General features: G+C 62.8%; 9 protein-coding genes. 3 read left to right on the top strand and 6 right to left on the bottom strand.

Features of this window, described 5'->3' with window-relative positions:
* The first annotated feature begins 124 nt into the window (after nt 1-124).
* On the top strand, nt 125-1,618 hold the full coding sequence (locus QM716_RS23040; RefSeq protein ID WP_283306456.1) for a PucR family transcriptional regulator: 1,494 nt from the start codon (nt 125-127) through the stop codon (nt 1,616-1,618).
* A 104-nt stretch (nt 1,619-1,722) separates the two neighbouring features.
* Here QM716_RS23040 and QM716_RS23035 read toward each other — a convergent pair whose 3' ends face one another.
* The gene (locus QM716_RS23035; RefSeq protein WP_283306454.1) at nt 1,723-3,285 is read right to left on the bottom strand and encodes a SpoIID/LytB domain-containing protein; all 1,563 of its coding nucleotides are present in this window, start codon (nt 3,283-3,285) and stop codon (nt 1,723-1,725) included.
* A gap of 331 nt (nt 3,286-3,616) precedes the next feature.
* Between QM716_RS23035 and QM716_RS23030 the strand changes: the two genes are divergently transcribed.
* Nucleotides 3,617-5,647 carry an N-acetylmuramoyl-L-alanine amidase gene (locus QM716_RS23030; RefSeq protein ID WP_283306453.1) on the top strand — a complete coding sequence of 677 codons (2,031 nt, stop codon included), beginning with the start codon at nt 3,617-3,619 and terminating at the stop codon, nt 5,645-5,647.
* Nucleotides 5,648-5,684: 37 nt separating this feature from the next.
* Here QM716_RS23030 and QM716_RS23025 read toward each other — a convergent pair whose 3' ends face one another.
* The 3 genes from QM716_RS23025 to QM716_RS23015 are packed head-to-tail and all read right to left on the bottom strand — an operon-like array spanning nt 5,685 to nt 8,053.
* Nucleotides 5,685-6,506: an HAD family hydrolase gene (locus tag QM716_RS23025; RefSeq protein ID WP_283306692.1), complete on the bottom strand. Its 822-nt coding sequence runs from the start codon at nt 6,504-6,506 to the stop codon at nt 5,685-5,687.
* Between the two features lie 53 nt (nt 6,507-6,559).
* The gene (locus tag QM716_RS23020) at nt 6,560-7,294 is read right to left on the bottom strand and encodes a lysophospholipid acyltransferase family protein (protein ID WP_283306452.1); all 735 of its coding nucleotides are present in this window, start codon (nt 7,292-7,294) and stop codon (nt 6,560-6,562) included.
* 3 nt (nt 7,295-7,297) lie between these two features.
* Nucleotides 7,298-8,053, bottom strand: coding sequence for a lysophospholipid acyltransferase family protein (locus QM716_RS23015; protein ID WP_283306451.1), 756 nt, complete (start codon nt 8,051-8,053; stop codon nt 7,298-7,300).
* Between the two features lie 93 nt (nt 8,054-8,146).
* On the opposite strand from QM716_RS23015, the gene QM716_RS23010 reads away from it, so the two are divergent.
* Nucleotides 8,147-8,986, top strand: coding sequence for a hypothetical protein (locus tag QM716_RS23010; RefSeq protein ID WP_283306450.1), 840 nt, complete (start codon nt 8,147-8,149; stop codon nt 8,984-8,986).
* A gap of 10 nt (nt 8,987-8,996) precedes the next feature.
* Here QM716_RS23010 and QM716_RS23005 read toward each other — a convergent pair whose 3' ends face one another.
* Both QM716_RS23005 and QM716_RS23000 read right to left on the bottom strand, forming a co-directional pair.
* Entirely contained in the window at nt 8,997-11,603 is a 2,607-nt protein-coding gene (locus tag QM716_RS23005; RefSeq protein ID WP_283306448.1) for a beta strand repeat-containing protein, read from the bottom strand.
* Nucleotides 11,604-11,849: 246 nt separating this feature from the next.
* A partial coding sequence (locus QM716_RS23000; protein ID WP_283306447.1) for an Ig-like domain-containing protein occupies nt 11,850-12,721 on the bottom strand: 872 nt, incomplete at its 5' end.

Genomic DNA, 12,721 nt, shown 5'->3' with positions numbered 1-12,721 from the left:
TTCTGGAGCGCATTTTCGATAGCGCCAGTGTCGGACCTTCGGCAAGCTCGCGTCAGGCTCCACTTTGTACAAACGTGACCGCAGGCACTACAAAGTGGCGGGTCCGGGGTGCCAGACTGGACCCATGCCCATCACCCTCCGCCAACTCTGTGCGACCGACCAGTTCGGCCTTCGCGTCCTGGCCGGGCACGACCAGCTCGATCGCACCCTGACCTGGGCACATGTCTCCGAACTTCCTGATCCGACGCCCTTCCTCGACGGCGGCGAACTACTGCTCATCACCGGGGTGTCACTACCGACGACGGCGGCGGAAACGATCAGATTCGTACGGACCCTGGTTGCGGCTGGAATTGCCGGAATCGGTTTCGGAACGGGCCTCGGATACGAGCAGGCACCGCAGACTCTGGTGGATGCGGCCACCCGTTTCAGTGTGCCCCTTCTCGACGTCCCTTTGCGAACACCTTTCATCGCGCTCACCAAAGCGGTGTCGAAGGCGCAATCCGACGACGACATGAAAGCCCTTCGCAGCAACTACCAGAGCCTGCGGCGACTGCTCCAAGCTGCGGTGACGGTCAACGGCACCCGGGCGGTCGTACGACGGGTCGCGGAATTGATCGGCGGATGGGCAGCGCTGCTGGACTCGGCCGGCCATACCGTCGAGATCTCGCACTCCGCCGCGGCCGCAGGAATCGAGCGAACGGCCCCTGAGCGCGACGCTCGCCCGATGGAGGTCAGCTTCGTCACGAGTGAAAATGAAGACGTCATCTCCCATCCCCTCACGACGTCGAGGGGAAAGCTGATGGGATACCTCGTCGCCGGTTGCCCTGGCGCCGTCGGTTCACTGAATCAGGGCATCGTCATCGCAGCTGCCTCTCTGCTCACTCTGATGACGGCTCGAACCCGAGATTCACAGCTGACGATGAACCACCTGCGCACCGTTGCGATGCATCAGCTCTTCGAAGGTCAGAATGCGCTCGCCCGCAACATCTCCGGTGAACTGTGGGGAGGATTTCCCGTCGAACCTTTCCAGGTCTTTCACGTAGCGGGTCCCATCGGACTGCTCGAGAGCGTGTCCGTCTCACTGCTCGACGGTCTGAGCCGAGATCTGGCGTTCGGCATCACCGACGGTGCGCTGATCGCCGTCGTCTCGGCCACGGACAGCGGACGAATCCTCGCCCGTGTCAAAGAGATCGATGTAACCGTCGGCGTGTCGGACATGTTGTGGTGGGACGATCTCTCGCGCGCCAGACGCCAAGCCGCGCAGGCAGCAGCCGAGGCCGGCGCCCGCAACCTACCCTCGATGCGGTTCGCCGAACTCTCGGAGAGTGGATTGTCCGCGTTTCTCGATCAGGATCGCTCGACTGCATTCGCGGCAGCACACTTGCGACCGCTTCTGGAAGCGAAGGGCGGTAGCGATCTCTACCGGACCTTGGCTATGTGGCTGGCACACAACGGGGTGGGCGACGCCGCAGCCACAGCCCTGAATATTCACCGGCATACGTTGCGCAGCAGACTCGCTCGGATCGAGAGCCTTCTCCAACTCGACCTCGGCTCTCCCACGGAACGTGCGGAGTTGTGGCTCGAGTACCGTCTGCTCGGCGACGCTCCGACCATCTGACAGGTCAACCGATACCTCCTGAAACGACCTGAAGGGCCCCCACCGGATTGCGGCGGAGACCCTTCAGAGTCGATACGTGCGAGTCGCTACCGACCGACCTTCCCCTAGCTTCCGCCCGTCGGTATCCACTCGCGGAGCACGTTGGCATCAACTACCTGCGCACCCAAAACCTTTGTCCAGATGATGGTTCCGTTTTCGTAGACACGGAAAGTGCCTGCTTCGGAGGGCAACTGCATCTCCGGGCCGACAGGAGCACCGAGAGAGCCGGTTTCACCGCCGAGCTCCCGATACTTCTTCTCGATCTGCGTCTCCGTAACCGTACCCGATGGATCATCGGATGGCGAATTGGATTCCGGCACTGTCGATTCCGAATCAGGTGCCACTACCACACCGGCACCGTCACCGATGGTGAACCAGTCCGATTTCAGGCCGAGTTTCTGACGGAACTGCATTCCGGTCGCACCGACCGTGCCGCTTGTACCGACTACCTCGACTGCCGTCACTCGTCCACCGTCGGCGCCGAATCCGTTGCGCGAGAGAATCTTGAGTGATTGCAGCTCGCCGACACCGAAGGCGTCCGCAATCTGCCCTGCGGTCAGATTCACGGTCCAATCATGATTGGGAGACAGTGCGTCACCAAGATCTTCGACGGCCGGGAACTCACCGCCGGAGCTGTAACCTCCTGTGGACGAGGAGAATTCAGTGGCCACGATTTTGCCGTCACGCGACAGAACGGCGCCGGCGGTGGAGCGAACCGCTTCGGTGGTGCGGGGATCCTCCTTGCCCGCGCCGCCGTACACCTGGCAGTCCTGCGTGTCGCAGGTGTCGGCGTACGAGGACCGATGTTCGGTTGCAGCGTACGAGCGCGCTGCCACGGCTTGAGCCCGGAGTGCTTCGGCCCCACCGGAATCGGCCCATTCTGCCTTGGCCTCCACCGGTACCACGCCGAGCAGGTAATCCTCCATGTCGAGAAGATTCACCGTCCGCGCCGAGCCGTTGTCGAGCACTACGCCGAGGGCACCGCGATAGGGCGCGTCGTTGTCGCACAGCTTCAGGAACTGGTCGGCGGGTCGATCAGGACTGAGATCCACCGGGTCCACCCACGGATGATCTGTGACCGCTTCCCAGACGACCCCGCCACCACATCCGCTGGTGACAACCACCTGTGCACCACCACCGGGGAGTGCAGTGAGATGGGCGGCCTCACCGGGCGCGGTGCGCTGACCGTTGACCACGAGGCCGGCGTCGGAGTAGACGTCGAGTGTCGAGTTGTCCTGCGCGGTGAGCCGCACACTCATCTGCGCGGGCGGCATGGAGTCCAGGATCGTTCCGCCGTAGTAGTGACTGAGGATTCGCTCGCCGGACCAACCGTCATTCTTGGCGTAGCCGTAACCGCCCCACTGGCCCATTCCGCGGCCATGCCCGTTGCCGTGACCGGAGAGTGTGAATTGTGTATCGGCGGCGACGGCGTGCAAAATCGACGGCTCGTCAGCGCGGATTTGCGTGAAGCCTCCGATCGCGACGCCGAGTGCGAGAGCTGGAACGAGTCCGAGGACCGAGACGCGCATCAGCGAGGTTCGCCTCCCGGGTCCGCCCACCAGAAAGCGACCTGCGCGACCGGATACAGGCTTCTTACCTGCAGTTCCGCTTCTTCCGCTTCTCGCCATCAATGCTCTCCTCATCGCTACCGGCCTCACGAGTCCGCGAAGTCGGTACTCCGCGCGCAGGCCAGTCCACAACGATTTAGCTAAAGTCTCACCCTAAGGTTGAGCGTTATGGACTTTTGTGACTAGTGTGGCAAGAGTGTTTGGAGTTAGCAACACCAGTCACACAAGTCACACCAGCATCACGAGTTGCAGACGTACGCGTCCGAAAACTGGAGTTCAACCCCAGAACATGGCATCCGACCTGCTCGGATCCGGTTTTGAAGGATTCCGTTCACGGCCGTCATAGGCCCTGAAGTTCGCTCGCAAGTAACTACAACCGAGGAGTAATCCCTTGCCACACCGTCGACCGAAGCCCTCGCTCGTACTCGGGGCTGTAGCCGCAGTGGCTGTCGCAAGTCCTTTTGCGGTCTACGGCTTCACGAGCACTACGTCCGATGTACGTTCCGCGAACGAAACGTCGTCAGTAGCAGTGCCGACCCAGATCGCAGAGGTGCTCCTCGCGTCGGTGCCCGACATCATCATTCCGGTCAAGGAGCTGACCGGTCTCGATCTCCCCGACATCAACCTCGGTGATCTGAGAAACCTCAAGCTCCCGACCGAAATCCCGCTACCTCCCGGGGTCACGCTGCCGACCGAGCTGTTCCCGGCACCCGCTGCTCCCGGCGGCCCGACCGAGACCGCTCCGGTTCCTTCCGAGGAAGAGCCAGGCGCAGTGGTCAAGGAAGTCACCCGCGACACTCCGTTCAGCATGGTGGCGTTGACCTCGGACACGATCGCCTCGGCGCAGTCCAAGGTCCGCGCCCTGGCCGAAGACGGCACCTGGGGCCCGTGGTTCACCCCTGACGCCATCGATTCCGCCAGTTCGGATCAGGCCACCAACTCCGGTACCGCCACCGAGCCCGTCTTCGTCGGCGCCACCAAGTCCATCCAGATCCTCACCCCGCAGGGCGTCGCTGCCCCCGCAACCGAGGCTGTGCCGGCGCCGGAAGCCGCACCCCTGCCGGAAGCTGTCCCCGCGCCCGCTCCGGAAGCCGCACCCGCTGAAGCGCCTGCGCCTGCTGAAGCGCCTGCGCCTGCTGAAGCACCCGCAGCCACCGGCGAACTCGGGTACACCCCCGCTTCGGTGTCCAAGCCGCTTCGCCAGGTGACGACGGCAGCAGATGCCGTCACCGCCGTGTTGATCGACCCGGGTGCCAGCGAGGCAGACAGCAATCTGCAAGCCGTCGCAGCGCCGCTCGGCGGCAGCGGACCGTCCGTCATCACCCGCGCACAGTGGGGAGCAGACGAGTCACTTCGATGCGACTCCCCCACGTACGACGACTTCATCGGCGGCGCGACCGTTCACCACACCGCGGGTAGCAACAACTACACGAAGGCCGAATCGGCGGGAATCGTCCGCTCGATCTACGCCTACCACGCACAGACTCTCGGCTGGTGCGACGTCGGATACAACGTCCTCGTCGACAAGTACGGTCAGACCTTCGAAGGCCGTGCGGGCGGACTCGACAAGGCAGTTCAGGGTGCACACGCCGGCGGCTTCAACGAGAACACCACCGGTATCGCGATGATGGGTGACTACTCCACTGTCGAGCCTTCGCAGGCGACGCTCAACGCCGTCGGCAAGTTCCTCGGTTGGAAGCTCGGTATGGCGGGCCTCGATCCGAAGGGCCGAACGACCATGTACTCCGAGGGCACTGAGTTCACTCCGTACCCGCAGGGCGCAGCAGTGGATCTGCCGATCATCTTCGCCCACCGCGACGTCGGAAACACGGCTTGCCCAGGTGATGCCGCGTACGCACACATGAACGACATCCGGAACATCGCGGCCGCGAACATCGGCGGAACGTTGAACCCGTCGAACCCGTCGAACCCCTCCAATCCGTCGACGCCTGCGCCCAAGCCGACCACTCCGGTCGACACGGTCACCGGTGGCACCGGATCGTCGATCCCGGATCTGGTCACCCAGATTCTGAAGATCACGGACAATTCACCGCTCGCGCAGAAGTGGATCGCCGAAGGTGGTGACCTCGGACGCCTCGGCCAGGCGCTGTCCGGAATCCTGCAGGCGAAACTCGGCAACCAGGGTGCGTTGTTCCAGAACGGCGCTGTTTACACCTCACCCAACGGCGGAGTGTTCACCGTGCTCGGCGAGATCTTCAAGTCGTGGCAGAGCTTCGGTTCCGACGCGGGTGAACTCGGATTGCCGATCTCGGACGAGTACTCGATCCCGGACGGCCTGCGCAGCGACTTCGAGAACGGCTCGCTGATCTTCAACCAGATCACCGGCATGGTCACGAAGGTCCTCAAGACCTACAACGAAACCTTTGCCCAGGAAATGGCCAACAGCGCGCCTGTCGGCTGACACTCGAGCAGTACACGTCCTCGGGCGCTGGTGGGTTCTACGACCACCAGCGCTCGAGGACTTTTGCGACCCCGTTCGCCGAATTGGTGTCCGTGACCTCGTCGGCTGCGGCCTTGGCCTCGGGGTGAGCGTTACCCATGGCCACGCCGAGTCGTGCCATCCCCAGCATCGGGATGTCGTTGGGCATGTCCCCGAAGGCAACCAGACCCGACAAATCGAAGCCGAACCTCTCCGCGGCGGCAACCAGTCCCGACGCCTTCGTGATTCCCGGCGCCGAAAGTTCGATCAATCCGTTCTCGGTCGAGTAGGTCATGTCCGCGAGCGCACCGACGTGCGGGGCTAGCGTGTCGTACATCGCCGTGCTGGTCATACCCGGACGACGAATCAGGAGTTTGACGGCCGGTGCCGCAAGCACTTCGTCCTCGGACATCTCGGTGTTGTCCGGATTGAGCCAGGCGTGCTCGTAATCTGGTGAGCTGACGAACTGCGGGGTGGCGGCGTCGTGTGCGCTCTCCCCCACCCGTTCCGCGGCCAATCCCGACCCCGGGAGTGCAACCAGAGCCAGTTCGGAGAGTTCGGTCAGTGCGTCCACCGACAAGGTCGCGGCACTGAGGACTCGGTCGGCGTAGCTGTCGTACACAACGGCTCCGTTGGCGCAGACCGCGAGTGGCGCGTATCCCAAGCCTTCGACGACGGGCGAAATCCAACGCGGAGGGCGGCCGGTTGCCAGCAGGAACGGCGTGCCGGATTCGACGACGGCATGCACGACGGCGCGCGTGCGGGCGCTGATCAACTCGTCGTGATCGATGAGGGTGCCGTCGACATCGGAGGCGACCAAGGTCGGGCGGTCAGGGCTGATACGACGGTCTGGGCTCACACCGCCATTGTGCCTGTCCGGTACGACGGTCTCGCTCAGCGCGCCCGCTTCGCTCGTTCCTGTGCGTCCATGGCCGCGGCTTCCTCCGGCGTCGGTGCGCCACCGCCGAGTCGGCGCGGCACCCAGTACGCCCCGGGCTCGTGCACGAACCCGTCCTGAACGTGGCGCAGGATCGCATCCATCTCGATGCGCAGGATCTCGCTCAATGCTTCGGCGGGCTCGACCGGATCGATCGGTGCGCCCACTTCCACCGAGATCGGGAAGTGATTGCGGCCCAGATTCTTCGGTCCGCCCTTGGTGACGATCCGCTGGGCGCCCCAGACGATCAGCGGAATGATCGGAACGCCGGCGTCGATGGCCATCCGAGCTGCTCCGGATTTCATTTCCTTGATCTCGAAGCTCCGGCTGATCGTCGCCTCCGGGTAGACGCCCACCAACTCGCCCCGCTTCAGGGCGTCGACTCCGGCTCGATACGCCTGCGCTCCGGCAGAGCGATCCACTTCGATGACGCCGCATCCACGCATGAGGAAGCCGAGTACCTTGTTGTTTGCCAACTCAGCCTTGGCCATCACCCTGAGCTTGCGTTTTGCGGTCCCGACCGCCAGAGCGGCCGGGATGAAATCGAGGTAACTCGTGTGGTTGATCGCGATGACGGCACCACCGGACACCGGGACGTTCTCAGTCCCGGTGCGGGCGACCTTCACCCCCTGGAAACCGCTCAGACCACGCGCGACTACCTCGACGGCGGTGTAAACGGGTTCGAAGGACATCGGTCAGCCTTCGGACTTCCGCGCTTCGCGAGCCTTGGCCTTTGCCGCGGCCTCGTCGGCGTCCATCTTGTCCGCCTGCTCGAGCGTCGGAGCGCTTCCACCGAGGCGGGCAGGCACCCAGTACTCACCTGCCGGGTGGTCGTAGTTCTTCTGCAGATCGAGCAGCAACTCCTGCATTGTCGAGTGCAGCTTCGCCGTCAGCTCACTCGCCGGCTCGAAGGGCGCGATCGGCTCGCCGACGGCGATGGAGACAGGAGTGTTGGTGCGGCCCAAACGCTTCGGGTAACCCTTCGTCCAGACGCGCTGAGCGCCCCAGATGACGACGGGAATGATCGGGACGCCGGCCTCGATCGCCATCCGGGCGGCGCCGGACTTGAATTCCTTGATCTCGAAGCTCCGACTGATCGTGGCTTCGGGGTACACGCCCACCAATTCGCCACGCTTGAGGAAATCGACGGCTGCCTTGTAGGAGTCGGCCCCGGCCCCGCGATCGACCGGGATGTGCTTGAGGGCCCGCATGATCGGTCCGGAGATCTTGTTGTCGAAGACTTCCTTCTTGGCCATGAACCGGATGTAGCGCTTCGGGGTCCGCGCCGGCAGTCCCGCATACGTGAAGTCCATGTACCCGGTGTGGTTGATCGCGATCACGGCGCCACCGGACGCCGGGATGTTCTGCTCTCCCTTGACGGAGAACTTCAGGCCCTCGAAAGCGAAGACGGTACGGGCGATGCCGATGACTGTTCTGTAAACGGGATCCACAGTTCGCTAGCGTAGACGGGAATCCGTGATCTGACCCGCAGCAGTTCTGGGGTGGATGTTGGTCAGAATGTCGCAAAAGGGGCGTACTAACGAATGAAGTCGGCAGGACGAGCGGCAGTGGGGGCAGTCGCGCTCGCCATGACATTGGCGATAACCGCATGTGAGGACGACGGACGGACGGGAATCCTGACCGACGAACCTTCGCCTCCGACGACGGAAACCACCACGACAACCACTCTCGCGCCCACGACGACGACTGCACCCACAGCAGCGGTCGTGGTGCCGCCGGTTGGTGACGTGCCCGGCAATCCGGCCGCTGCGCCGGCCTTGGCAGCCTGGGCGACAGACCTGGTGTCCTTGGACGTGGACGCGCTCACGAACGCGTGCTGGACGATGCCGCCCACTACGATCGCCGACCGATATTCGGACGTGCCCGCCATCCTGACGGCCATCTCAGCACCAGGTGTCGACGGCCAGTACGCGGTCACGTGGAGTGGCGGCAGACTCTCCGTCGCCGCCAAGCGCTCGGAGATCGCCTCCGGATATGCGTGCCCCTTCGTCTTCCCTGCGGGGCAATCCAATTTCTACACGCCGGCTGACGCATCCCATGCAGTCGTCAGATTTCTCTCGCGCGCAACGGGACGGCCGGTCAACACCCGTGACGTCGAGACGTTCTATCCGCTGATCTGCCCAGGCAACGGTCCGTGGGATCCGGACGGCACCGGGGCCACCGGCCAGCCGCCGCTCAAGCTCGAGCCGAATCAGCTGTCCGGCATCAAGTCTTTTGATGCCGACGCCGCAACAGTCACTCCGGTTCGAGGGGACTACGTCCATGTCACCCTGCCCGTCACCGACGGGACGGGTAACGCACGCTCGATGCAGTTCACCCTGTCGATCGGCCCCGAGGGATATTGCCTCGGGGCCGCGACCTGAACACTTTCGATCAGGAACCGAACGGAAGGAAATCGCTCGAACCAGCGCTGCCTGAACCGAGGCTGCCTGAGCCACCGCCGGTTGCAGCCTTGATCTGAATTGCGTGGGCGGTCGAGGTCGAGCCCGTGAATCCGGCTGCGCCGCTGTAAATTGCCGTGATCGAGTGCGTGCCAGTTGTCGTGAAGGTGTGGTTGAGCGCCGCGATCCCGTTGATCACCGCAACAGCGTCACCGATCGGGGTGTCCCCATTCATGAACTGCACGGTTCCACCGTTCTGCACCGAACTGACAGTCGCCGACAGGGTCACCGACTTGTTTACGACGGCATCGGCAGGGACCGTCACCACAGTTTCCGTGGTGACATCCGAAGGCGCAGGATCCGTTACATTCACCGTTCGAGCCTGGGCCGAAGATCCCACTACACCGGCTCCGCCCGAGTAAACCGCCGTGATGCCGTGCGCACCCGCGGAGGTAAACGTATGCGATAGACCAGCAGCTCCGGCCGTCACCGCTTCAGAACCGCCGATTGCGACGCCACCGTCGTAGAACTGGACGGTACCGACACCGACAGCGTCATCCGACGACGTCCGGACGGTTGCCCACAAGTCGGTCGCCACACCAGTTTTGGCGTCGGCGGGGACATTCAGTTCAACTACGGATTCCTGATCGGCAACGCTGACCTGAACAGACTTCGCACTCGCAACCGAGTTCTTGAATCCGACACCCGCAGCGAAATCAGCGGTAATGCTCTGCGCACCAGCAGCATCGAACGCGTGACTCAATGTCGCAACACCCGAAGCAACTGCAACCGGGCCTCCGATCGCCACACCGTTCGACTTGAACTGCACCGAACCCACAGCATTCGAGGGAGCCACGGTCGCGGTCAGATCAACAGCCGTACCCGTGATCGCCGTCGCCGGAACCGAGAGTGACGTCGTCGTCTCGACATCCACCGGAGCCGGATCCGAGACCATCACCGTCTGAGCGGAAGCCGAGGAACTGACAAACCCAGCGCCAGCAGTGAAATCAGCCGTAACGCTCTGCGCACCAGCAACATCGAACGCGCGACTCAATGTCGCAACACCCGAAACAACTGCAACAGGGGAACCGATCGCCGCACCATTCGACTTGAACTGCACCGAACCCACAGCATTGTTCGGAGCAACCGTCGCCGTCAAATCAACCGCCGTACCCGTGATCGCCGAAGCCGGAATTTGAAGCGTTGTGCTCGTGCTCTGCGCTGAACTCGAGATCTCGATGGCCTGAGCTTGAGTGGTCGAACCACCGAAACCTGCAGTGCCTGAATAGACCGCAGTGATCGAGTGCGTTCCCGTCGTGGTGAATGTGTGATCCAGGGTCGCTGCTCCGGCAGTCACCGCGATGGGTCCGCCGATGTCGATGCCACCGTCCTTGAATTGGACCGTTCCACCGTTAGCTGCCGGTGAGATGTTTGCGGTCAGCGCGACCGAGGTCTGCTCGACGGCGCTGCTCGGGACTGTCAACGACGCAGTCGTCTGTACATCGGCAGCAGCCACGCTCACTGTGTGTGCCGGTGACGTGGAGGTCAGAAACTCGAGAACACCGTCGTACACAGCGGTGATGGAGTGATCTCCCGCCGCGGTGAATGTATGTGGCAGTGTGGCAACGCCATTGACGACGGCCACCGGGGCGCCGATGTCAGCTCCGCCGTCCTTGAACTGAACGGTGCCGCCCGTCGGCACTGGAGAGACCTGCGCAACCAAATCGGTCGACTGACCGACCGTTGCCGCCGCGCCGGATGTCACTGCGGTCGTGGTCCCCGCCTGCGAGACGACGTTGACGGTGGCCAACGCCTGACCGCCCGCATTCAACCCACCACCACTCGAATCACGCGGAGAGCAGTTGTACCGCTCCCAGTACCCCGGCCAGAGCGTTTCGTTCTGCAAGAAAGTGAACGCATTTTTCGGCGAATTGAACGAACCCGAATCACCATCAGTGACACGCAACTTCGGCTGCACCGTACTACCAGCGGCACCGGCGACCACCGTCACATCGATCGCCGGCAACCGGAAAGTCTTCCCCGCCGCAACCTCGATTCCACCGTCACTGTTCTTGCTCGTGCTCGGGCCGTTGCCGCCCTTGTTGTTCGAGTCAGCCGTCTGGTTGTTCCCCGAAATACGTAGATGCGTGCCAGCGGCATCGGGCGAACCGCCGTCGTTGATCCGAATCACTGACGGAGCTACACCTGACAGATTCGACGATGAACCCACCACCACTTGAGCATCCACGAACGACACCCCTGCAGGAATATCGAAGTCGTACTTGAGCCGTGTCCACTTACCGACACTGCGGCCCGCATGCCCACCCGTCGGCACCGACATCACATTCGGCTGAACCCGATAAGTGAAGGTCGACGCCGCCGCCACCTTCTCCGGCGCCGAGACCGTAACACCCGTCGAATGAAACACATCCGCGATATCAACAGCCAAATGCTCGTAACCGTCACAACCCAGCTTGAACCCGATCGAGCTCTCCACTGCAGGGGATGACGTCGAAGCCGCCGAAGCAATACCTCCAGCCACCAGCACGCCACCGACCAACGCCGCCACAACAACTGCGGGACTTTTTCTCACCAACACGAACTCTCCTCAGCTAGCAACAGACGTGGATCGGGAACCGCACGGAAGGGGGTCACTCGAACAGAGCGGAAATCGGAATGGAGCTGGACGCTCGTACAGTACCCGTCAAAAGTAGTACTTGTATCAGTTATTTCAGACAAATATTCATGAATTGCCGATAGTTCAGCTAACGACCAATCAGCGATTCGCGAAGACCAACGCCCCCTTGCACCCATGGGCACAAGGGGGCATCACATCATCGGAGAATCATGAACCGAACGGCAGCGACAACGATCCGAGCGAACCGGAACCGCCACTCCCGTTACCGACGTTCACAACCGACGCAGTCGACGTGGAACCCGTAACGCCCTGGGCTCCGCTGTAAACCGCGGTGATCGAATGGTTGCCAGTCGTGGTGAAGGTGTGGGTCAACACAGCCTGCCCACCTACAACATCAACAGCAGTCCCGATCGGAGTCGTTCCGTCGAAGAACTGGACTGTTCCTGACGTCGCGCCGGAAGAACTGACCACAGCCTTCAGCTGCACCGAGGTGCCGACCCGAGCCGAAGACGGAGCCGTCAACGACGTAGAGCTCTCGACATCCGACGGGGTCGGAACCGTGACGTTGACGTCGACGGATTCCGCTGTGGATGAAGTGAACACACCGGATCCACTGAATACGGCCGAGACTGCAACGGTGCCTTCTGCTCCGAATACGTGCGGCAGCTTGGCAACTCCGTCCACAACCGCGACCGGGCCGCCCTGATCGACTCCACCGATCTTGAACTGGACCGTTCCGCCGGACGGCACCAGGGCATCCGAGGGATCTTCGGACACTGTCGCGAAGAGATCGACAGGGAGTCCGACCTTGGCTTCACCCTGAACGCTCAGAACCGTCTTCGTTGCCTTGTCGACCGGAGCCGGATCCGACACCGTGACCGTCTGCGCCGATGCCGAGGAACTCACAAACCCAGCGCCAGCGGTAAAATCAGCCGTAACACTCTGCGCGCCAGCAACATCGAACGAATGCGACAGAGTCGCAACACCCGAAGCAACTGCAACCGGCGAACCGATCACCGCACCGTTCGACTTGAACTGCACCGAACCCACCGCAGAGCTCGGAGCCACCGTCGCCGTCA

Source organism: Rhodococcus sp. IEGM 1409 (assembly GCF_030056735.1).
Taxonomy (GTDB): Bacteria; Actinomycetota; Actinomycetes; order Mycobacteriales; family Mycobacteriaceae; genus Rhodococcus_F.
The sequence above is the reverse complement of the archived record's forward strand: the minus strand, read 5'-3'. Positions and strand labels throughout refer to the sequence as shown.